General features: G+C 69.6%; 17 protein-coding genes. 5 read left to right on the top strand and 12 right to left on the bottom strand.

Translation table 11 applies throughout. The features are described from left to right. Positions 1-89: 89 nt before the first annotated feature. From ABH927_RS16175 to ABH927_RS16155, 5 genes are all read right to left on the bottom strand, one after another. The gene (locus ABH927_RS16175) at positions 90-2276 is read right to left on the bottom strand and encodes a helicase-associated domain-containing protein (RefSeq protein WP_370022281.1); all 2187 of its coding nucleotides are present in this window, start codon (positions 2274-2276) and stop codon (positions 90-92) included. Between the two features lie 197 nt (positions 2277-2473). Next, positions 2474-3016, bottom strand: a complete 543-nt coding sequence (locus tag ABH927_RS16170; protein ID WP_370022279.1) for an MOSC domain-containing protein — start codon at positions 3014-3016, stop codon at positions 2474-2476. 271 nt (positions 3017-3287) lie between these two features. Next, entirely contained in the window at positions 3288-4235 is a 948-nt protein-coding gene (locus ABH927_RS16165) for a hypothetical protein (RefSeq protein ID WP_370022277.1), read from the bottom strand. A gap of 98 nt (positions 4236-4333) precedes the next feature. Next, a complete protein-coding gene (locus ABH927_RS16160; protein ID WP_370022275.1) occupies positions 4334-5089 on the bottom strand; it encodes an SAM-dependent methyltransferase in 756 nt (251 codons plus the stop codon). 111 nt (positions 5090-5200) lie between these two features. Then, positions 5201-6130 (bottom strand): hypothetical protein, encoded by a 930-nt coding sequence (locus tag ABH927_RS16155; RefSeq protein ID WP_370022273.1) that lies wholly within the window; start codon positions 6128-6130, stop codon positions 5201-5203. Between the two features lie 740 nt (positions 6131-6870). Between ABH927_RS16155 and ABH927_RS16150 the strand changes: the two genes are divergently transcribed. The 4 genes from ABH927_RS16150 to ABH927_RS16135 all read left to right on the top strand — a co-directional run bounded on the left by ABH927_RS16150 (position 6871) and on the right by ABH927_RS16135 (position 10642). Next, the gene (locus tag ABH927_RS16150) at positions 6871-7416 is read left to right on the top strand and encodes a DinB family protein (RefSeq protein ID WP_370022271.1); all 546 of its coding nucleotides are present in this window, start codon (positions 6871-6873) and stop codon (positions 7414-7416) included. Positions 7417-7977: 561 nt separating this feature from the next. Continuing rightward, positions 7978-8319, top strand: a complete 342-nt coding sequence (locus ABH927_RS16145; RefSeq protein ID WP_370022269.1) for an STAS domain-containing protein — start codon at positions 7978-7980, stop codon at positions 8317-8319. 237 nt (positions 8320-8556) lie between these two features. After that, positions 8557-9360: a DeoR/GlpR family DNA-binding transcription regulator gene (locus ABH927_RS16140; RefSeq protein ID WP_370022267.1), complete on the top strand. Its 804-nt coding sequence runs from the start codon at positions 8557-8559 to the stop codon at positions 9358-9360. A gap of 73 nt (positions 9361-9433) precedes the next feature. Then, positions 9434-10642 carry a glycoside hydrolase family 76 protein gene (locus ABH927_RS16135; RefSeq protein ID WP_370022265.1) on the top strand — a complete coding sequence of 403 codons (1209 nt, stop codon included), beginning with the start codon at positions 9434-9436 and terminating at the stop codon, positions 10640-10642. Positions 10643-10890: 248 nt separating this feature from the next. On the opposite strand, the gene treZ is transcribed toward ABH927_RS16135, so the two are convergent. The 6 genes from treZ to ABH927_RS16105 all read right to left on the bottom strand — a co-directional run bounded on the left by treZ (position 10891) and on the right by ABH927_RS16105 (position 20588). Further along, positions 10891-12594, bottom strand: coding sequence for a malto-oligosyltrehalose trehalohydrolase (treZ, locus tag ABH927_RS16130; RefSeq protein WP_370022263.1), 1704 nt, complete (start codon positions 12592-12594; stop codon positions 10891-10893). A 52-nt stretch (positions 12595-12646) separates the two neighbouring features. Then, positions 12647-14827, bottom strand: a complete 2181-nt coding sequence (treY, locus tag ABH927_RS16125; protein ID WP_370022261.1) for a malto-oligosyltrehalose synthase — start codon at positions 14825-14827, stop codon at positions 12647-12649. Between the two features lie 29 nt (positions 14828-14856). Then, entirely contained in the window at positions 14857-16962 is a 2106-nt protein-coding gene (gene glgX, locus ABH927_RS16120; RefSeq protein ID WP_370022259.1) for a glycogen debranching protein GlgX, read from the bottom strand. A 247-nt stretch (positions 16963-17209) separates the two neighbouring features. Continuing rightward, entirely contained in the window at positions 17210-18115 is a 906-nt protein-coding gene (locus ABH927_RS16115; RefSeq protein ID WP_370022257.1) for a TauD/TfdA dioxygenase family protein, read from the bottom strand. A 420-nt stretch (positions 18116-18535) separates the two neighbouring features. After that, entirely contained in the window at positions 18536-19852 is a 1317-nt protein-coding gene (locus ABH927_RS16110; RefSeq protein WP_370022255.1) for an ATP-binding protein, read from the bottom strand. Between the two features lie 49 nt (positions 19853-19901). Beyond that, positions 19902-20588, bottom strand: coding sequence for a response regulator transcription factor (locus ABH927_RS16105; protein ID WP_370022253.1), 687 nt, complete (start codon positions 20586-20588; stop codon positions 19902-19904). A gap of 159 nt (positions 20589-20747) precedes the next feature. Between ABH927_RS16105 and ABH927_RS16100 the strand changes: the two genes are divergently transcribed. Beyond that, positions 20748-21380 (top strand): hypothetical protein, encoded by a 633-nt coding sequence (locus ABH927_RS16100; RefSeq protein ID WP_370022251.1) that lies wholly within the window; start codon positions 20748-20750, stop codon positions 21378-21380. A gap of 15 nt (positions 21381-21395) precedes the next feature. Here the strand turns inward: ABH927_RS16100 and ABH927_RS16095 are convergent, their stop codons facing one another. Beyond that, positions 21396-22124, bottom strand: coding sequence for a DUF305 domain-containing protein (locus ABH927_RS16095; RefSeq protein WP_370022249.1), 729 nt, complete (start codon positions 22122-22124; stop codon positions 21396-21398). Positions 22125-22273 lie beyond the last annotated feature (149 nt).

Raw genomic sequence — 22273 nt, 5'->3', positions numbered from 1 at the left:
CAGGTCCACCACGATCGGCATGATCATCGGCCTCGCCCCCATGCAGGCTGCCGACATGGCCCCCCTCAGCGAGACTCGTCCCGACCGGCTTATCTTCTCCTCGTGGGCGCGCGGCGTCGCGGGGTCTTCTCCACGACGGTGGTGCCGGTCTCGGCTTCCAAGGCCGGGGTGTACCCGGCGGCGCGGAGTCCGGACAGGGTCTCCTGCTCGCTCACCGAGCTGATCAGGACCGTGGGGGCGATCTTCCGCAGACCGAGTTTGCGCAGCCCCTTGGCTCGGGCGAGTTCGTCGAGCAGCGCCTCGTCGTCCGAGCGGATACAGCAGCCTGAGCGGACCACCCGCATCCGCCCGTGGGTGCGGCCCGCGTCTTTGATCAGGTATTCGAGGGGTTGCGGCAGCGGGGCTTGGGCGACCGAGGCGAGCTCGGCGAGCAGGTCCGCGGCCTCGTGCCCGGCGTCGAGGGCGTGCCGGACGGTGGCGGCGCTGAACCGCCAGACCACGGCGTGACTGTCGGATTCGCGGGCGGCGGCGGCGTCGAGGAGGGCGGCGAGCGCCGCGTCCGGCGCGCCGCTGACGACGGCGGTCAGGTCCGCCTGGAAGTAGGCCGTGGTCTGCGGGGGCGGGAGCATGCCGGTCAGCGCGCTCGTCAGCGCGGGTTCGGGAGCCGTCCATGCCTTTCCGGTCCGCAGCAGGTCCAGCGCGGTCTGGCCGACACTGGTGAGGGCTCCGTGGGCGGCGACGCCGAGCAGTTCGGCTTCGCGGAGGGTAGCCGTGATCCGTTCGATGGCGTCAGGGCCGTCACCGACGTGGTGTGGCCGATGCCAGTTCGCCCGGGCGAGCAGATACGGCAGGGTCCGGGCGTCGCTGCCGCGTCCTTCCGGCAGCGCGGCGAGAGCTTCGAGCAGGGCGTACCGCAGACCGACCGCCTCGGGATCGCTGGGCTCGATCAGCGCGACCGCGGTCTCTTCCGGGTCGGGCCAGTACGTATAGATCTCGGGAACGGTCACCCAGGCGGCGATGATCGGCGCCAGCCGCCGCGCGGGAGCCCCGAGCAGCCAGGCGTCGTAGCCAGTGGTCGGCAGCACATTGACGGTCGGCTCGGGCAGTTTGCCGCGATGGCCTTTGGGCCGTTGGACGGGTTCGGCGTGCAGGCCGAGCAGGTCTGCCTGGAGGGAAAGGTCGAGCCAGAAGCGGGTCACCGCGTCTTCGGCGCCGATCGCTTTGGCCACACGTTTGGTATCACGGACGGCGACTCCGCCCGCTTTGCGGAGAGCGAGGGGCTGCGCGTCGCAGGAGGCGAGCACCCGCTCGATCTGGGAAGCCGCGGTGGTCGCGGCGATTTGAGCAGAGCCTCCGGTCCTGTCGGCGGCGGGCAGGTCCGCCGGGGGGGCGGGCGGCCTGGGGGTGAACAGGGCGCGAAGCTCACCCCGGATGGCCACCGTCACCTCGAGCGGAAGCTCGGCCAGGTCCGGAGAACCAGCGGGCAGCAGCAGGCCGCGGGCAGCCAGCCAGTCGGTGTCCGGGTCGCCGGAGCCTCCTGGGCGGAAGGTGAACTTGCTGTTGAGGCTGTAGCCGTAGCCCCCGCCGTACTGGAAGGCGTGGGTGGCCACCAGTGCCCCCTGCCGAGCGATGGTCATCGCCCACTCCCGGACGGATTCGGGCGCGCCGGCGAGCAGCGCCCGTAGGCGGTCAGGGTCGGCCAGGAAGCCGACCACGTTGCGCTCGGCGGCCTCCCTTCCGGAGGCTTTCGGTAATCCCAGCGCGACGGCGATCTTGTGGACTTCGGGGGCGTTGAAGTGAGCGGCGATGATCTGCGCGGCGGGGCGGCCCACACCGGCACCACCCGCCAGGTGGATGTGAACCGCGTTCGGCACGATCACCTGGTCGCCGTGCGGCGGGAGCACGAGCGCCAGCTCGGCGAGCGCGTCCAAGGTCGCGTCGGCCTCGGCCCGCAGGCCGGCGTCGGTTCCGCCCAGCAGGTCCAGCACCTGAGCGCGGGGCACCGCTCGGCCCGCGGGGTCGTCGGGACGCCAGTAAGCGCCGTCAAGCGAGCCGTGCTCCCGCTCGGCCAGCCAGGCGATCGCCGACAGCGCCTGGGTCTGCGGGAGCGTACAGAACCCGATGAGCAACGTCGCGAAGTGGTGTTGAAGGATAAACCGCGCGTAGTCCCGGGGGCCCACATCACCTTGGACAATCCCGGCGCGGGCAAGGATCAGGCCAAGCTGCTCGGGAGTCCTCGACTTCAACCACTCGGCCAGACGTCGCTCTGTGCTCACCGGAGCAGCCTAGCCACTGCGGTCACGGTCGAGTGCCGACTCGGTGGCCGGGTCTTGGCGGACATCCGGGTTCGGACAAGCCCCCGAGGTCCGCTTTCCGGTCTGGCGTCCCGTCAGCCGGTCGGCAGCCGCCGTGCCGCAATGGGCGGAGCCGTCGCGTCCAGACGCTTGGCGGACGAGGCATACGGCTCTTGGGGTCACACCCTTTCGAGACGGCGATGGGGACCGGCCGGGAGCTCGACGCGGATCGGGTCTCCGGGTCGAACGTCGCCGCCGGCGAGGACGATCCCCATGATCCCGGCCTTCCGGACGACCTCGCCGCGCTCGTCTCGATCAAGCACCGCCTTGAGCAGCCCGTCCTGGAAGCCGTCGAGCTGGAGGCACGGGTTGCGCAGTCCCGTGATCTCAACCACGGCCTGGTCGCCCAGGTGCAGAACGGCGCCGGTCGGCAGGCCGAGCAGGTCGACACCCCGCGTCGTGACGTTCTCCCCCAGGTTCCCGGCCTGTACGGCGAAGCCTCCGGCACGCAGCTCGTCGTACAGCTCCTCGTGGATCAGGTGCACCTGCCGCAGGTTGGGCTGGCTGGGGTCGCGCGCCACCCGGGACCGGTGCTGGACTGTCACACCGAGGTGGGCGTCTCCCTCGACACCGAGCCCGGCGAGCAGCCGGATGGCCTCCTGGCTGCCCTTGCTGAAACTGTGCGTCTCACTGCGGCTCACTGCCGTGACCATAGCCTTCACGAGAAAAGCCTAGTTTCCGACACCTTGGAATTGCCTGCGAATTTTCGCCGCCTTCCTCAATCCGAGTACATCGCCCCTGCGGGACCCGAGCGCGCCGAGCCGGAGGGCCAGGGTTTCCGCATCTCCACAGCGTCGTGGGTCTCGCTGCGCGGGAGATTCCCGAGCGCGCGGGACGTTCCCGAGCGCGCGTGACGTTCCCGAGCGCGCGTGACGTTCCCGAGCGCGTGGGAGGCTTTGCGAGTACGTGGGAAACGTGGTTGGGCGCTCGGGCTCAGGCGCTGAGCAGTTGCTCGCGGCGGCGGGCGAGAGCGTCATGATGCCGGGTGAGCTCCGCGCAGCGGACGGCCAGATCGTTCACCGTGCCGCCGACCCAATCAGCCACGTTTCGCACGGCCTCTCCGGTTCGGGCGATCCTCTGATGCTTGATCGCGTCCGTGATGATGTTGTCGAAGAAGACGTCGGCGAACCAGCGCGTGTCGACCTCCGGCAGCCGCGGATTGGCTCGAACGCCGATGTCGGCGAGCTCGCGGGAGAACGTGTCCAGCGCGCGCTGGGCGTGCCACGCCGCCTGGTCGGCCTGCTGAAGGTGACCGTGCTCGACCATGTCGGTGAAGACTCCTCCGCCCAGCATGTCCCAGGTGGACGCGCCCCGGGCGCCGCCGAGATGCCGGAGGACATAGCCGACGGCCTGGCTCGCGGCGACCCCCGCCTGCCGGGCCTCCTCGTGCTCACGGAGGTCGGCGCCGACACTGGCGAGCTGCGCGGCGATATCCGCCAGCTCTCGGCCACGCGGATCGGCCGACTCGACCAGCATCCGCTCCTTGCGGGCCAGCAGCACGTCCAGCTCACTGCCGGGGTTGCCGAGCTGGGCCAGACTCTGGTCGGTCGTCCGGAGGTCGGTGTTCAGCCATCCGAGCCGGGTCCGCTGGCCGTCCACGCGCTGCCGTACGACTGCCGCCTCCGCCCGCTCGCGGGCCAGGTTCTCCTCCTTGTTTCCGAGAAGTCCGGAGACGAAGGCCGTGAAACCGCCCTGCTCCAGTTTGGCGACGTCGCGATCCTCCTTGGCGAGCTGACTCTCCAGCTCCTTGAGAAGGCTTCTGACCTCGTCGATCTGGCGGATGAGGGTGACGCGCTGCCGGGTGAGCTGGTCGCGGCGGCGAGCCCGATCCCGGGCGTCGCGTATCTCTTCGTCAATCGCATCAAAGAGGGTCACATTCACGAGACGTACGGTCAACGCCGAACGTTCCCTCCCCTGCTGCCGGCATCCGCCGCCGAGGCCTTAGCCGCGTTGCGTTTTGGCGGATCGCCGCCGGGACCTTAGCCCCGTTGGGTTTTGCGGGCGACCCCTGCCCAACCCAGTGAGGCGAATCTCCGCCGCAGGCTCGCGTCGATGAACTGGGTGTCGTCGACCTCCTCGAAGTCGCCGAAAAACCGGGTGATGTCCTCGACCGGCCTGGGGAACAGGGGCGAGGACGCCCTCGCGTAGACCTTCCTGACGTGCTCCGCGTCAGTCGCCCGCTCCTTGGACATGGTCATGTGGGTGACGACGAGGTGGCTGCCGGGAGCCATGGCCTCGCGCAGCCGGGCGACCTCCTCATAAGGATCCGCGAGGAAGTGCAGGATCGCCACCATGAGCACGCCTACCGGCTCGGACCAGTTGATGAGCCCACTCGCCGCGGCATTGGAGACGATGTCCTGAGGCTTGCGCAGGTCTCCTTCCATCATGGCGACGCCCGGTGAGCTGGCGAGGATCGCCCGGCCGTGCACGCACACAACGGGGTCGTTGTCCACGTAGACCGTGCGGGCCTTCGGAGCGACCGAATGAGCGACCTCGTGCACATTGTTTTGCGTGGGCAAACCCGCACCGATGTCCACGAACTGGCGGATTCCCGCCTCTTCGGCCATGTAGCGGACGGCCGCCCCCAGGAATTGCCGGTTGTGCCTGACACCATCCCGCGACTCGGGGAAGGCTTTGAGGATCTGCTCGGCCGCTTCGCGGTCGGCGGCGAAGTTGTCCTTGCCGCCGAGCATATAGTCGTAGATCCGGGCGGTGTTGGGAGTTGAAACATCCACACCACGAGGGGAAACGCGGTCGGCCATGGCCGGATCTTAGCGTTCCGGCCATCTCGGGAAAGCGTTTCCACAACGTGGCGACCCTCCGAAATTTCGGCATCAGCGGCGGCCTCATGCGGCGAGCAGGCCGGGAGTGCGGCAGAGCCAGTCGTTAAGGCTGCCATCGAAGCCGGCCGGAGGGCCGACCCTCAGGCAGGACCGGTCGGCCGCGTCACGCGTGAGCCGTACGCGGAATGGCTCGCCGTCGAGGTCAGGGCTGCCGGAGAAGACCGCGAAGTCGGCGCCGTCCACCCGGAGGTGCTCCCCGATGGTCCGGCACCTGGCGCCGGGATTGCCGGCCAGCCAGTCGAGATGGCCGGTGAGCAGCCGCTGGGCGACCGTGCGCAAGACATTGACCGTGCAGAGGCTGTGCGCGCACGCCGCGCCGTCCAGCATTACCTCGGGCAGCCCGAAACGCCGCAGTCCACGAGTCGTCACCCGCAGGCACGCGCAGATCTCGGTGCCGGCCGGGTCCCACGGCGGGCAGGAGCTGTCCTCGCTGAACTCCGTGGTCCAGCTCAGCCAGTCGTCGCTCAGGCGGAACTCCTCGCGCTCCCCCGGGCACTCCACGCAGTGGTAGACGGCGGAGCCCGTGAGCTGATCGACGATCACCCCGTGATAGGCCTCGGCCACGCCCCTGGCGGCGGCGCGGGCGATCTGAGCGGCCTCCGGCTGGGCGGCCACAGGGGCCGTGCTGGACACGACGACATGGTGGCGCGCCCTTTTGATCCGTCTCAGGTCGTCGTCGCCCTCCAGCTCGATTCGTTTCCAGGGCGACTGCCCCGCCCGGAACGCCTGCGACTCCAGGCGTTTCCAGGGCGACTGCCCCGCCCGGAATGCCTCCAGCTCCAGCCGTGGGGTGCCGAGCGCCTCCATGGCCGCCCGTCTGTGCGGCCTGCCCATCCGCCACGGCACGATCGAGGACAGCTCGGTGGGCGTGCGGTCCACGGCGACGACGAACACCGAGGTCGTCTCGGCGGGCACGGGATAGGTGATCTGCATGGGTCCTCCCTTGGGATCGCGGGAGGTCCCAGCTTCCGCGCCCACCCTCCGACCGCGCCCACCAGAACGCCACTCTGGGGATAACCCCGCTTATCCACAGCAGACGACGGATCGGCCGCCGGGGGATCGTTCCGGCCTCAGCCGGCGGGCGGAACTGGACCTGAGAGTCGTGCCAAGCCGTCGCCGGGGACTGTCTCACAGTGACTCACAGTGACTCACAGTGACTCGCGGGACTCACGGGACTCACGGGCTGAGCACTGGGGTTCGCCTTGGCTTTCGCCTCTGGCAGGCACACGTACTCGCCGGTCCGGGCTTTGCGGGAGTGCGGCCCAGGTCAGCTGATCGATCACGACGATAGTGCTGCTATGGACGCCGTTTGACCTCACTATCGTCATGATCGATCACGCTTGTCTCAATAACTGAGATGCAGGTCGCTGACCGCACGACAGGTGGGCGACGGTGACCGCACTGCAGGCGGCGGCGATGACTCCAAGGCGGGCACGGCATAGGCGGCGGCACAGGCGAGCACAGGCGAGCACAGGCGGCCATCACGATGGGCGTGAGGCCGCGCTCGGCGAGGTGGCGAATGGGTGGCGGAAAGACGCGACTCACGGGAACCGCGGGCCGAACGGCCCTGATCCGGGTCGCCTAGCCGCGAACTGCCACGTCAACTCTGACCATGGGAGCCGAACATTCCCCAGGGAGTGGCTTTGTCGGTGCCGGGTGGCATGCTCGGCGGCGTGACTGAGATTCCGGCGGAGAACTACGCACCGATGTGGGCCGAGGACACGCGGACCGCCCCTCCCCTTGTCGGCGACGAGCGCGAGATCCTCACCGCCTACCTCGACTGGCACCGCACGACTTTCGAGCTGAAATGCTCGGGTGTCCCGCTCGAACGGCTGTCGGACAAGGGCGTCCCACCGTCCGGGCTCAGCCTGCATGGCCTGCTCCGCCACCTCGCCGGCGTGGAGCGGTGGTGGTTCCGCAAGCAGTTCGCCGGTGAGGACGTGCCGCTCCTCTACTACTCGGACGACGACCCGGATCAGGACTTCGAAACCCTGAACGGTGACGTCACGGAAGCCCTCGCGGTGTGGCGTGCGGAGTGCGAACGAGCCCGGGAGATCGTCGCCGCCGTGCCCTCCCTGGACCAGACCGGCTTACATTTCGCGAGCGGACAGCCGATCTCACTTCGCCGGATCCTGGTGGACATGATCGCCGAATACGCCCGCCACAATGGCCACGCCGACCTGCTGCGCGAACGAATCGACGGTGCCGCCGGACGCTGACCTGCCATTCGGCCGACGCCCCGTCAACACCGCCACATCACCCGTCAACCTTTCGGCGTCGTCGCGAAACGACATACCATCAACATGGGCGACGGCGCATTGACCGACTTTATGGTGGTTCTGGATTTCCGCGGCAGCCAGGCCTTGACTGCATGGCTTGCCGGTCATGACGCTGGGTTTTGTGCAGGGGCCTGACCTCGACAGCCCGGAGCCGGTCATGAATGCGCCCGGGGCCCGCCCCCCTGGCGCTCGTGTCGAGCGCTGGGACACGGTGACCGTGTGGGTGCGTCACGATCCCGGCGACGAGAGCGGTCTCCGGGAACCGCGCCACCCCGGCCCCGCCGGTCGGAGCGCTCAGTGCCGAGCTTCCCGAGGATGAGGCGCCCGTCTGAGCCCGCCACGGAGTCAGGGGCACAAAACGTCTGGTCTTCATATCTCCGCAGGCCAGGCGAGGCCACGCGGGCCGTACGGACCGACGCGCGAGGGAAGTACGTCCCGGAGTAACGGCCGTGATATTTAGGGGGTGTACCTTCTCTGTAGATCTTCACGATGAGGACAGAGATGCCAACGAGACTTGACCTCACGGTCAGCCAGGAGACGACCCACACCGTCGTCGCTCTCGTCGGCGAACTCGATGTCATATCGGCCGAGACGTTGAGCACCGCGCTCTCCAAAGAGCTCGAACAAGGCCATAGCCGGCTCATCATTGACGCCTCTCAGTTGACCTTCTGCGACTCCATGGGCCTCAGACTCCTGCTGCAATTTCTGGGCCGCTCGTTCGAGGCGCGCGGCTTTCTCAAACTCGCCGGCGTGCACGGCACCTTCGACCGAATCCTGACCGTTACCGGGCTGCGCGACGCATTCCCCATTTTCGATACGGTCGCCGAAGCCCTGGACGCATGAGCCGTTAGCCGGGCTTCCGCACGGCCTTGCGCGCGTGGCGCGTAATGACTCGAAGGCCCCGAATGCCGCCGGCGTCGACGCGACCGTGCTCATCGCTGACTAGCGAGGCAACCCCCGCCCAGAGCCGATGATCAACCATGAGCAGCTCTCGACCGAAAACGACCGACCTCGGTCAGTGACCCGATTGTGACCTTTGAGGATGACCGAAGTCGGTCATTACGGTCTACCTTTTCGTGCGTGACATCGAGCAATCGGCACGTCCAGATTGTGGAATCACTCCGCTCGACCGGAGTGGCCTCGGTGCGGGAGCTGGCCGCCCGCCTTCAGGTCAGCGAGTCCACCATCCGCCGCGACCTCAAGCTGCTGGACCGCAACGGCGAGCTGATCCGCACCTATGGCGGCGCGGCCCTGTCACTGCGCTCCTCGGCAGGCCAGGGCGCCTCGGCGGCGGAGCCGGGCGCTGAACTGGTCGTCGAGGAGCCGTTCGACGTCTCCGCCTCCCATGACTGCGCCATGAAGGAGGCGATGGCCGAGCGCGCCGCCGAGCTGATCGCGGACGAGAGCGTGGTGGTGCTCGACATCGGCACGACCACGCCGCTGATCGCCCGCCGCCTGCGCGGCCGTCCCGTCACCGTCATCACGAGCAACGTTGCCGTGCTGGACGAGTTGCGCGACGACGAGGCCGTACGGCTGGTCCTGCTCGGCGGTGTCCTGCGCCGCAACTACCGGTCGCTCGTCGGGTCCCTCACTGAGGCGGCCCTTCGGCAGGTCAGCGCCGACCTGGTGTTCCTCAGCTGCACGGGCGTGCGCGCCAACGGTCACGTCGTGGACGACATGGCCGTCGAGGCGCCGATCAAGCAGGCGATGATCGAGGCATCGGACCGGGTCGTCCTCGTCGCGTCCGAGGTGAAGTTCCCCGGCACGGGATCGCAGCGGCTGTGCACGCTCTCCGACGTCGACTTCGTGATCACAACGGGCGGCGCCGACCCCCGGACCCTTGAGCTCTGCCGGCAGGCGGGCGGAAACGTCATCGTCGCATGACGCCCCTGGATCGCCGGCCCTCCCCATGACCCCTTTCAAGACCCGAGATCACTATTTTCCGAGGAGTGTCCGGATGATCCACCACGCACGAAAAATGTGGGCGGCCGGGAGTGCCCTGGCCTGCGGCGTGACGCTGGCGATGCTGGCGGGCACGCTGCCCGCGCAAGCGGCGCCGAGCAGCACAGTGACCAAAACGCCGACCACCGCGCCGACCACCGCGCCGACCGGCACGGTGACGAAACCGGCGACGACACCCGCGAAGGGTACGGCAGGCGCGCGTGAGCGGGCCTCGGCGGCCGTCGAGGCGATGATGTCGTTCTACGACAAGGAGAGCGGGCGGTGGGATGCCGCCGAGCCGTGGTGGCAGTCGGGCAACGCGCTCCAGGCGCTGCTCGACTACTCGGCCAAGACACGGACCACGAAGTACATGTGGGCGATCGAGAACACGATCGAGCAGCAGCGCAAGCCACTGCCCTGGTGGCCGGAGGGCGGCGGCGAGTTCCGGGCCGACTCCACGGACGACACCGGCTGGTGGGCTCTCGCCATGACGCGCATGTACGACATCACCCGCGACGCGAAGTACCTGGAGATCGCCAAGACCGACGAGGCGTACATGCGCCAGTACTGGGACGACGTCTGCGGGGGCGGCATCTGGTGGGACATCCCGGGGAAGACCTACAAGAACGCGATCAGCATTGAGCTGTACATCAAGCTCGTCGCGGCTCTGCACAACCGGATCCCCGGCGACAAGCTCTACCTCAACCGCGCTCTCGAGGCCTGGAACTGGTTCAAGAAGAGCGGGATGATCAACGGCGAGCACCTGGTGAACGACGGCCTGCAGACGCAGAGCGGTAAGTGCGACAGCAACCTGGGGATCACCTGGACCTATAACCAGGGGGTCGTCCTGGGCGGTCTGGCCGAGCTGTACAAGGGCACCGGCGACCGGAGTCTCCTCGCCGAGGCTCGGAAGATCGCCGACGCCGTGATCAGCAGCCCGTCACTGTCCCCGAAGGGGATCCTGACGGAGCCCTGCGAGGTCGGGGGCAGCTGCAACTCCGACGGGGCGTCGTTCAAGGGCATCTTCGTCCGCAACCTGAGCGAGCTCGACCGCGTGCTGCCCGGCCACCCGTACCGGAGCTACCTGCTCACCCAGGCCCGCTCGGCCTATGCGAACGACCGGGACAGCGCCAACCTGTACGGACTGCGCTGGGCCGGGCCGTTCGACCACGCCAACATCGGCCGGCAGACGGCCGCCGTCTCCCTCCTGACCTCCGTCCTCTGATCCCTCGCAAACCCCGCAAAGCCGCAATGCCTGATCACGAATCCCGTCGTCGCAGGTCAACGGCATTTCCGGGAGCTTGTGCATGATCACGAAATTGGGGGTGGGCTCCTCGGGGGCCACATCGTGGATCCCGTGCATGATCACTCCCTAAATGGCTGGGGCCGCCGGGCCCGCGCACGCGCGACCGGCGGCCCCGCCCCCATGCCGGGAGACCAGCACACCGGGAGACCAGCATGCCGGGCCGTCGCTTACGTCTGGACCACGGCTAGGGACTGGGCGGGGAGGTAGACGTCGCCTCCCATGGGGCGGATGGCCTCGTCGGAGGCGAGCAGGATCCGCTTGGCCCCGGGCGAGAGCCGTACGGGCACGGGGAAGTTGCCGAAGTTGGCCAGCACGCGCAGGGAGCCCCGGTCCATGACGAGGAAGTGCCGGTCCTCGTCGAAGCGGACCTTCACCCGGTCGAGCCGGGGGTCGGCGAGGTCGGGGTGCGACTTGCGCAGCGCGATCAGGTCCCGGTACCAGCCGAGCAGTGACATCGGGCCGTCCTCGGAGAGCTCCCTCCAGTCGAGCTTGGAGCGCAGGAACGTCTCCTCCTCGCCCGGCTCGGGCGCCTTCCAGTCGTAGCCGAAGCCCTCGAACTCCAGCCTGCGCCGCTCACCCTCGCCCTCCGCGAGGTGGGGCTCGAAGTGGTCGGTGAAGAAGTAGAACGGCGTGCTCGCCCCCCACTCCTCGCCCATGAACAGCATCGGTGTGAACGGCGAGGTGAGCAGCAGCCCGGACGCCAGCCAGAGCTGCTCGGGCTCCAGCCGGTCCCCCAGGGGCCGGTTGCCGATCTGGTCGTGGTTCTGGACGCAGCAGACGAACCGGTAGCCGGGGACGCCGGCCGCCGAACGGCCATGGCTGCGCCCGCGGAACGTCGAGTAGGTGCCGTCGTGGAAGTAGCCGTGCGTCAGCACCTTGGCCAGCGCGGACAGCGACCCGAAGTCGCAGTAGTACGCCTGGGTTTCGCCGGTTACGGCGGAGTGCAGCGCGTGGTGGACGTCGTCGTTCCAGGTGGCGTGCATGCCGAGGCCGCCGGCCTCGCGCGGCGCGACCATGCGGGGGTCGTTGAGGTCCGACTCGGCGATCAGCGTCAGCGGCCGGCTCAGGCTCGTGGACAGGGCCTCGACCTCGGCCGACAACTCCTCGAGGAAATGGACGGCGCGGGAGTCGCGCAGGGCGTGGACGGCGTCGAGGCGCAGGCCGTCGATGTGATAGTCCCGCAGCCACTGGAGTGCGTTCTCGATGAAGTATCGCCGCACCTCGTCGGAGCCGGGCCCGTCCAGATTGACCGCGTCGCCCCAGTAGGACCCTTTGAAGTCGTGGAAGTACGGCCCGAACTTGCCGAGGTGGTTTCCCGACGGCCCGAGGTGGTTGTAGACCACGTCGAGGATCACACCCAGCCCCACCTGGTGGCAGGCGTCGACGAGCACCTTGAGCCCGTCCGGCCCGCCGTACACCTCGTTGACGGCGTAGAGGTCCACGCCGTCGTACCCCCAGTTACGCGTCCCGGGGACGGGGGCGACCGGCATGATCTCGATGAAGTCGACCCCGAGGTCGACGAGATGGTCGAGCTTGCCGAGGACCCCCCGGAACGTTCCGGCCGGGGTGAACGTGCCGACGTGCAGCTCGTAGATCACCGAGCCGCGCAGGTCACGCCCACGCCAGTCCTGGTCTCCCCAGGTGAACCTGCCGTGGTCGTAGACCCGGCTCGGTCCCTGCACGCCGTACGGCTGCCGCCGCGTCCGGGGGTCCGGGTAGGGCCCCTCGCCGTTGACATAGAAGGCGTAGTCGACGCCGTGCTCGTCTCCGCGAGCGCTCCACCATCCTCCGCCCCCCGGCGACATGTCGTGCCTGGTTCCCCCGAACTCGACCTCGACCTGTGTCGCCTGGGGCGCCCAGACCTCGTACATGCCCCTCCCGGTTTCTCCGTCTTCAGCACCTTTCCCACCCCGGGGCCGATGCTCACCGCTCCAGGATTGCGACCGGGTAACGGGACAGTAGATGGGCCATGGGGATGCGGCCGGTGTGCTCGTGTCCGGACAGGAGATCGCGCCAGCGGCCGGGGGGCAACATGAGAGTCTCGCTCCCCCAGCCGCCGCGGCGTTCGAGCGAGACGGGCAGCCGGGTCGCCACCGCGACCGCCCGGTCCCCGCGCGCGAACGCGACCGCGTGCTCGCAGGTCTCGATCGGCACGTACTGCAGGGCCGGGTCGAGCCGCCTCCGCAGTCGCAGCGCGGTGGTGGTGACCAGGAGCTTCTGGCCGTCCCAGCTGTCGTCCGGGGCCGTGAGCAGCGCGCGCCGCCGGTCGAAGTCGACGGGCCGCCGGTTGTCGGGGTCGACCAGCGAGAAGTCGGTGATCTCGCTGCCCTGGTAGACGTCGGGGATGCCTGGCATCATGAGCTGGACGAGCTTCTGGCCCAGCGAGTTGACCCTGGCGTACCGGTCGACTACGGCCGTGAACGAGGCGACCGAGTAGCCGCAGACGTCGATGGCCCGCCTGGCGAACTCTCTGATGCCCTCCTCATAACCGGGGTCGGGGCGCTGCCACGAGACCGTGGTCTTGGCCTCGCGCGCCGCCTTGAGCAGGTAGTCCGTGAACCGCTCGGGGGTGATCGGCCACGACGCCATCAAGTTCTGCCAGGCCAGGTAGTCGAGCTTGGGGTCGAACCGCACGGCCGACGCCCACGAGTCCACGGCGAGCGCCCACTCCTCCGGCAGCTCAGACAGCACGGCGAGCCGGGCCCGCACGTCCTCCGAGCGCTTGGTGTCGTGGGTCGAGAGCGTGGTCATCGTCCTCGGGGGCAGTCCCGCGCAGAACTCGTGGAACTCGGCCGCCGACACCCCCCACCTGTCCGGCTCGCCGCCCACCTCGTTGAGGCTCGCCAGCGGATACCACCGGTAGAGCGCGGTGTCCTCCACGCCCTTGGCCATGACCGGGCCGCAGGTCTGCTGGAACCGCGTCACCGCCTCGGCCGGGCCGTACAGGACGAGGTTGGCGGTCTTGGCCACGGCGTCCGGGTCGGTGCGGGCCGCGGCCTCCGACGCGGCGGCCTGGATGATCCTGACCGACTCGGCGGGCGGCTGCTCGCCGGGGTTGACGTAGGCCCGGTAGACCGGCATCGCGGCGAGCAGTTCCACCGCCGCCTCGCGCAGCCCCGCGTCGCCCAGGGCGGCCACCAGCCGGTCCACCTCGCCGCGGAAGAACTGCTCGATGACCTGTCTCTTGGCCGCGTACCGCACGGACTCGTAGTCCTGCGACACGCCGGTGTGGCGGGTGAACGTCTCGATCAGCGAGTCACGGGCGGCCGGGTCGACGAACAGCCGGGTGACCATGTTGAGCGAGTCGTATCCCGTCGTGCCGTCACACGGCCAGTCCTCCGGCAGCCGCTCGGCGTCGATCAGGATCTTCTCCACCCAGAGCGGGCCGGGGACGCGGGGGCGGAGCCGTTCGAGGTAGCCGCGCGGGTCGGCCAGGCCGTCGGGGTGGTCCACCCGCAGCCCCTCGATCAGGCCGTCCTCGACCAGGGACAGCATCACCGCGTGGGTGGCGGTGAAGACCACCGGGTCCTCGACCCGCAGGCCGATCAGCGAGGACACGTCGAAGAAGCGCCGATACCCCGGGCTCTCCCGCCAGTTGACCAGCCGGTAGTGCTGGGCCTCCAGGAGCTCGGGCAGCGGGAGGTGCTCCGTACCGCGCCGGATCGGGAACTCGTGGTCGTAGTAGCGCAGCACCGGCCCGTCCACCACGAGCCCGCCCGGCTCGTCGCCCAGGATGGGGAGGTCGACGGGCCACTGCACGTCGAACCACCGCGCGTGCGGCGACGCCGGGCCGTCCCGCAGCGCGGACCAGAGCTGGGCGTTCTCCGACTCGGGCACCGGCACGGTCATGTGGTTGGGCACGATGTCGGCGACCAGGGGAAGGCCCGTCGCGGCCAGCTCGTGCAGGCCCTCCAGACCGCCGAACTCGGCCCGGATCCCGCTGTGGTCCACCACGTCGTAGCCGTGCCGCGACTCAGGCACGGCCCGCAGGATCGGCGACAGGTAGACGTGCCCGACCCCGAGCTCGCGGAGGTATCCGGCGAGCCGGGCCACCTCCCCGAAGCCGAAGTCCGGCGTGAGCTGCACGCGGTAGGTCGAGGTCACGGCACGTCCTTCCAATGGATCACGAGGCTCTACACCCGGCGCAAAACCCGGACGGAACGGCCGGACACCGGGACGGCCTCCCCCGCCCGGCACATGCGCGACTCGGTCGCGATCGGCATGGCCGTGTCGACGTCGGTCGCCCACATCTCCCCGTAGTCCTTGGGGATCGTGAACCGGATGACCTCGTCGTGGGCGTTGAACAGCAGCAGGAACGAGGCGTCCGTGATCGGCCTGCCCCTCCTGTCGGGCTCGGTGATGGCGTCGCCGTTGAGGAAGACCGCGAGCGCCTTGGCGTACCCGTTGTGCCAGTCGGCGTCGGTCATCTCGGTCCCGGACGGGGTGAGCCAGGCGATGTCGCTCAGCTCGTCGTGGGAGCCGCGCTCCGGCCTGCCGTAGAAGAAGCGGCGGCGGCGGAAGACCGGATGCTCGCGGCGGAGCCGGGCGAGCCGCCGGGTGAACTCCAGAAGCTGCCCGTTCTCCCTCACGTCGGACCAGTCGAGCCAGCTGATCTCGTTGTCCTGACAGTAGGCGTTGTTGTTGCCGCCCTGGGTGCGGCCCATCTCGTCCCCGTGGGAGAGCATCGGCACGCCCTGCGAGAGGAACAGCGTGGTGAGGAAGTTGCGCTTCTGCCGCTCGCGGAGCTGCGCCACCGGGCCGGTCGCGGGGCCCTCCACACCGCAGTTCCAGGAGCGGTTGTCGTCGGCGCCGTCGCGGTTCTCCTCGCCGTTGGCCTCGTTGTGCTTGTCGTTGTACGACACGAGGTCCTGGAGCGTGAAGCCGTCGTGGCAGGTGACGAAGTTGATGGAGGCGGCCGGGCGGCGGCTGTCGTCCTGGTAGAGGTCGCTCGAGCCGGTCAGCCGCGAGGCGAACTCGGGCAGCGCGGCCGGCTCGCCGCGCCACAGGTCGCGGATCGTGTCGCGGTAGCGGCCGTTCCACTCGGTCCAGCGGGCCGGGAAGTTGCCCACCTGGTAGCCGCCGGGGCCGACGTCCCACGGCTCGGCGATGAGCTTGACCTGCGACAGGATCGGATCCTGCTGGACCAGGTCGAAGAACGCGCTCAGCCGGTCGACCTCGTGCAGCTCCCTGGCCAGCGACGACGCGAGGTCGAAGCGGAAGCCGTCCACGTGCATGTCGCTGACCCAGTAGCGCAGCGAGTCCATGATGAGCTGAAGCGCGTGCGGGCTCCGCATCAGCAGGCTGTTGCCGGTGCCCGTCGTGTCCATGTAGTAGCGGCGGTCGTCCTCGACCAGCCGGTAGTAGTTGGCGTTGTCGATGCCCCGCATGGACAGGGTCGGGCCCAGGTGGTTGCCCTCGGCGGTGTGGTTGTAGACCACGTCGAGGATGACCTCGATGCCCGCCTCGTGCAGGGCCTTCACCATCGCCTTGAACTCCAGCACCTGCCCGCCGCGCTGCCCTGAACTGGAGTAGGCGTTGTGCGGCGCGAAGAAGCCGAGCGTGTTGTAGCCCCAGTAGTTCGACAGGCCGCGCTTCTCCAGCACGTCGTCGGTGACGAACTGGTGGATCGGCATCAGCTCGATCGCGGTGACCCCGAGGCCGGTCAGATGGTCGATGATCTCCGGGTGGCCGAGCGCGGCGTACGTCCCCCGGATGCGCTCGGGGATCTTCGGGTGGTTGATCGTCAGGCCGCGGACGTGCGCCTCGTAGATCACCGTGTCGTGGTACGGCGTGGCCGGCGGCCGGTCGTGCCCCCACCCGAAGAAGGGGTTGATCACGATCGAGCGCGGCATGTTCGGCGCGGAGTCGCTGTCGTCACGGCTGTCCGGCTCCCCGAAGCGGTAGCCGTAAACGGCCTGGTCCCAGCGCACCGAGCCCTCGACCGCCTTGGCATAGGGGTCGAGCAGCAGCTTGGCTGGGTTGCACCGCTGCCCCTCCGACGGAGCGTACGGCCCGTGCACGCGGTAGCCGTACCGCTGGCCGGGACCGACGCCCGGCAGGTAGCAGTGGTAGACGAAGCCCTCGACCTCGGTGAGCGGCACCCGCTCCTCGCCGCCCTCGTCGTCGAACAGGCACAGCTCGACGCTCTCCGCGACCTCGGTGAACAGCGCGAAATTGGTGCCCGCGCCGTCGTACGTCGCTCCGAGGGGATAGGGGTCCCCCGGCCAGATCTCCCTCACGCGGTCTCCTCGCCCTCCGGCTCGGCGGCCCGCGCGGGAAGTTCCCGGCACCCACCGGCTCTATGGCCACGCCCGCTCACTAGGCCGGCATGACACTCGTTCACAGACATGGTGCCTGCCCACGGAAGGCATACGAAACCCTCTGACAGTCCTGCCATGTTAACTGCGCGTATGCCAAAGGGGTGAACACGCCACGGCGCACGAAACGGCGCGTAAACGGCGTGTTCACCCCAAGGAGGGCGATGACTCAGGCGGCGACCTGGGAGTACTCGGCGGCGTCACCCCGCAGCACGATGGACGGACGGCCGTCCACGCCGGCCGGCACGTCGCCCGCGACGGTCACGCGCTGGAGTCGCCTCGGCTGGTCGCCGAAGTCGTGGACGACCCGGTGCTGGGTGGCCCGGTTGTCCCAGACCGCCACGTCGCCGGGCGCCCAGTGCCACCGTACGGTGTTCTCGACCTTGGTGACCTGCTGCTGGATCAGTTTGATGATCCCCTCGGACACGTCGGACGGCAGGCCCGCGAGCCGCCGGGCGAAGTCGCCGAGCAGGATCGACCGCTCCCCCGTCTCGGGATGCACCCGGACGACCGGGTGCTCGGTCTCGTAGACGGTCGAGGCGAAGACCTCCGCGTACGCCCTGGTCCGCTCAGGGTCGTCGGAGAAGGCGATCCTGGCGTAGTCGTACGCGTTGGTGTGCACCGCGCGGAGCCTGTCGAGCAGGTCGCGCAACTCGGAGGGCAGGTCGAGGTACGCCGTGACCGTGTTGGCCCACAGCGTGTCCCCACCGGCGGGAGGGATCTCGATCGCCCGCAGCACCGACGCCTGCGGCGGCCGGTCGACGAACGTCACGTCGGTGTGCCAGCGGTCGACCTTCTGGCCGAAGCTGTAGTCGAGATCGAGGACGTGCCGCTGACCGTCGAGGGACGGCACGGTCGGGTGGGCCGTCGTGAGCGGGCCGAGCAGCCCCGCGAAGGCGACCTGGCCGTCCGCGTCCAGGTGGTCCTGGCCACGGAGGAAGATCACCTTATGCCGGAGCAGGGCGTTCCTGATCTCCTTGACGGTCGCCTTGCCGAGGTCGCCGCCGAGCTTCACACCGGAGATCTTCGCTCCGATACGCCCGGCGACAGGGGAAATCTGCAGGTCGTTGGACATGATTGCGCCTTTCGTCCAGTACGGCACAGCCGTAGGGAAATGGAGAGGACCGGGGGGATCAGCCAGCGCGACACAGGGCGCTGGCCACGCGACAGAAGTCCACGTGGCCGCGCCGGGTCAGCTCCTCGAATGGCGTCATGGCCCGACAGTAAACGGATATTCCATGTAAAGCAAGTAGGAATTACGGGAAAGCCAACCCGGTTAGCCGCACCACTCCCATAGCTGCCACCAGGCGCAAACTGGTGTGCAGTTTCCTGCACGTCGCTACCGGTCGCCGCCGTCTTGCCGGCCGCCCGCGGCCCGGCCCCTGAGCTCGTCGGCGTTGATCGCGGAGAGTTCGGCGTGGAGGGCCTTCGGTCGCGGGACGAGCTGGAGTACGACCGGCCCGGATTCAGCGGGGCCGGATTCAGAGGGGCCGGATCAGCGAGCCCGTGTGCGGCGGAGCAGGCGGCGCGGGGCGCGTGCCGCCGGGCGGCCGTCGGTCCGGAGCCACAGATGCACGCCCGTGCCGCCGAGCGCCGACGGCTCGATCCGGACGTTGCCGCCCGTCGACTCCGCCAGACGGCGGGCGATGTCGAGCCCCAGGCCCGTGGAGCCCGCGCCGCTGTGGCCCCGCCGCAGAGCGCCCTCAGGGTCGGCGATGCCGGGACCGGCGTCCGCGATCAGGACGCCCACCATCCCCACTCCCTGATGCAGAGTGACCCGGAACTCGGCCCGCTGCGGCGTGTGCCGGAACACGTTCCCGAGCAGCACGTCGACGGCCGCGCCGAGATCGGCGGCAGGCACCGGCACCCTGGTGGCCACGTCCGCCCCGATGAGCTGCCAGGGGCGCTCCTGATCCTCCGCGAGCGCCGACCAGAAGGCGAGCCGCTCCCGCAGCACCTCCGCCGCGTCGCAGCCGCTCGCCACCGGACGGGACGGCCTGCGGGCAGCCTCGATGATCTCGTCCACCGCCCGTTCGAGCCGATCGATGGCGAGCCTGCTCTGCTCCGCCTCGGGACCGGCGCCGCCCACGTTGAGGCGCAGCGCGGTCAGCGGCGTGCGCAGCCGGTGCGAGAGGTCGGCCGCCAGCTCGCGCTCGGCCGCGAGCAGCCCCGCCACCTGATCGGCCATGGCGTTGAACGCCTGCCCGGCCGCGACCAGCTCCGGCGGCCCGTCCGGCACGATCCGGACGGACAGGTCGCCAGATCCGAGGGAGGCCGCCGCGTCACCGAGACGGCGGGCCGCCCGGACGACGCCGGCCCCCAGCCTGTCGGCGACCGCCACCGAGCCCACGACGAGGACTACCGCGACAACGGTCAGCACGGCCCACGACGTGGCGACGCCCTTCGTGAGGTCCGCCTCCGGCGCGTACACCTCGATCACCGCCCGCCGGCCTCCTGCGAGGGCGACCGGCTTGAGCAGCACATATCCCCCGCCAAGGCGAACGGTCTTCGCTCTCTTGTCGGCCCGCGCGATGTCGGCGCCCGGAGCCCGCGACGAGCCGACGACCGTGCCGTCGGGAAGGTGTACGGCAAGCCGCTCGGCCCCCACCGGGGTGCTGGCCAGCGCCCTTTCCAGCGCCTTGGCGTCGTTGGTGACGACCAGCGCGGGGACGATCGTGGTGGCCTGCCGCTCGGCGTCGGCGAGGGCGCGACTCTCGGCGATCTCCCTGACCGCCACCGCCAGCGGGATGAGGAAGGCCAGCGCCACCATCGCCGTCACCGCCACCGCGACGAGGGCCAGACGGCGCCTCACGCCCGCCCCCCGTTGACGGTCACGGCGGCGGGGAGGGCGGCGTGGATGGTCACGGCGGGGGTGCGGGAGGGCTGAGCCGGACGCCGACCCCTCGGACCGTATGCAGGTAGCGCGGCTGGGAGGCGCTCTCGCCCAGCTTGCGGCGCAGCCAGGAAAGGTGCACGTCGATCGTCTGGTCGTCGCCGTAGGACTGCCGCCAGACCTCGGTCAGCAGTTCCTTGCGGGAGACGACATGGCCCGGCCGTGCGCACAGGTACGCGAGCAGGTCGAACTCGCGGCGCGTCAGGTCGAGCGGCGCGCCGTCCAGAAGGGCCTCCCGGCGCTCGGAGTCGATGGAGATGCCGCCCACGCGGACCACCTTCGACGGGGCGCCGGACCGGGCCCGCCGCAGCACCGCCTCCAGTCGCGCGTTCAGGTGGTCGCCGGAGAAGGGCTTGACGATGTAGTCGTCGGCGCCTTCCTGCAGCAGCCTGACGATCTCCGCCTCGTCGTCACGGGCGGTCGCGACGATGACCGGCACGTCGGAGATGGCCCGGAGCATCTTGAGCGCTTCGGCCCCGTCCAGGTCCGGCAGCCCGAGGTCGAGGATGACCACGTCGGGCGCGGAGTGGGCGATCTCGCGCAGGGCGTCCAAGGCCCGTCCCGCGCTGCGCACAGCATGGCTCCGGCCCCTCAGGTCGCGGATGATCGCGGAGCGGACGAACTCGTCGTCCTCCACCAGCAGAACGGTCGCCATGGGCCAGAAAGTACACGCCCATAGCGCACCGCGTCCCCCTTATCACGCCCGTAACGCGAAATATCCTTCATATCCTCGGGAACCACTCCTGCCGGAGAGCAGACGGGGTGGCTACTTATGAGTACGGAGCGGGCCCGGTGCCGATAGAGTGATCGGCCGATGAGACGGTGCGTCGGTTATACGCTTGCTTGGTGCGGTGCGACCGCGCTGGCCGTGGGCGTGTCCTGGCTCGGCGTGCGTGACGTGCTGCGCAGCACGGTCCTGGACGAAGCTCCCCTCGCTCCCGTGGTCGCCGTCGCCGGTGCGGTCGCTCCCACGGTGACCGCCGCCGTGCCGCTGATGGGTCCTGCGCCGCACCGGCACACGTCTCCGACCGCGAAGGCCTCCCCCTCGCCCAGGACGCCTGTCCGTGTATCACCGGCCCGGCATTCGCCTTCCTCGCCGGCGTCGCCCTCCTCCCGGCCGCACTCGACGGCCGGGTCCACCACCAAGGCGACCACCAGGCCGACGGTCAGGCCGACGGCCGGGCCGGCGAACCCGCCGAGCCGCCCGACGCCGAGCCCGACGGGTGAAAGCCTGCACACGTTCACGCTCAAGGGCGGCAGGGCGACGATCGCGGTCACGGACAAGGACTGCCGGGTCGTGACCGCGACGCCCAACGACGGCTACGAGCTCAAGGTGTGGGAGAACACAGGCTGGCTCCGCGTGACCTTCCTCCAGGGCACTCACGAGTCCTCGGCGTTCTGCACCTGGAACGCCCTCCCGCCCAGGCTCGACACGTACGAGGCCTGAAAGCCCCGACGCGGGTCACTTGAGCTTGGGCAGGTATTTCTTCATCTCCTTGACCTCGGCCCGCTGCGTGGCGGCCATCGACTCGGCCATGGCCTTGGCGTCGGGGTCGGCGCCCTTGGCCTGCTCCACCTCGGCGATCTGGACGGCGCCGCCGTGGTGCTCGATCATCATCGTGACGAACAGCCGGTCGAACGCCGGGCCCTCGGCCTTGGCCAGCTTGGCGATGTCGGCCGCGGTCTGCATGCCCGGCATGCGGTGGTCGCGCGGCAGCGGCTCCGCGCCCCACTTGTCGAGCCAGCTCTTGAGGGTGCGGATCTCCGGGTCCTGGGCCTCCAGGATCTTGTCCGCCATGTCCCTGACCCACTGGTCCCCCGCCCGGGTCTGGGCGAGGGTCGCCATGTCGATGGCCTGCAGGTGATGCGGGATCATCATCCGCGCGAACATGACATCGGCGTTGTTGAAGCCCGGTGTCGCGGCGGGTGTCTCAGCCGGTGTCTGGGTCGGTGTGCCGGTCGGCGCGTCGGTCGGTGTGCCGGTCGGCGCGGCCGTCGTCGTCGGGGACTCGGTCGAGACACCCGCCGGGGAGGACGCAGCCGGGGAGGCGGAGGCGTCCCCGGCCTTCTGGGCCGGCCCTGTGCAGCCGGCGAGCAGCCCAGTGAGCAGGGCCGTCGCGAGCACGCCCGTCAACGCGCTCGTCAGGGTGCCCGTGACACCGTGCGGGACGATCCGGCGGGAGGTGGTCATACTGGGGAGCCTTTCGGATTACGACTGAAGGACGCGCCGCTGCGGCTGTGCGGACCGCCACGGCATGCAGTGGCTGGCGCTGCGGTCGGGGCGGGAACCGGGCCGGACCGGTCATACGCGGGCCGGCCACCTGTCCCCGTGATCCCTTA

Origin of the sequence: Planotetraspora sp. GP83, from assembly GCF_041262585.1 — a bacterium.
GTDB lineage: Bacteria > Actinomycetota > Actinomycetes > Streptosporangiales > Streptosporangiaceae > JAOEGB01.
The sequence above is the reverse complement of the archived record's forward strand: the minus strand, read 5'-3'. Positions and strand labels throughout refer to the sequence as shown.

Bases quoted from the DNA above. Each gene is read 5' to 3' on its own strand.
- treZ (WP_370022263.1), bottom strand. From the start codon at position 12,594: ATGTACGAGGTCTGGGCGCCCCAGGCGACACAGGTCGAGGTCGAGTTC.
- ABH927_RS16105 (WP_370022253.1), bottom strand. From the start codon at position 20,588: ATGGCGACCGTTCTGCTGGTGGAGGACGACGAGTTCGTCCGCTCCGCG.
- ABH927_RS16145 (WP_370022269.1), top strand. From the start codon at position 7,978: ATGCCAACGAGACTTGACCTCACGGTCAGCCAGGAGACGACCCACACC.
- ABH927_RS16155 (WP_370022273.1), bottom strand. From the start codon at position 6,130: ATGCAGATCACCTATCCCGTGCCCGCCGAGACGACCTCGGTGTTCGTC.
- ABH927_RS16100 (WP_370022251.1), top strand. From the start codon at position 20,748: ATGAGACGGTGCGTCGGTTATACGCTTGCTTGGTGCGGTGCGACCGCG.
- ABH927_RS16135 (WP_370022265.1), top strand. From the start codon at position 9,434: ATGATCCACCACGCACGAAAAATGTGGGCGGCCGGGAGTGCCCTGGCC.
- ABH927_RS16115 (WP_370022257.1), bottom strand. From the start codon at position 18,115: ATGTCCAACGACCTGCAGATTTCCCCTGTCGCCGGGCGTATCGGAGCG.
- ABH927_RS16095 (WP_370022249.1), bottom strand. From the start codon at position 22,124: ATGACCACCTCCCGCCGGATCGTCCCGCACGGTGTCACGGGCACCCTG.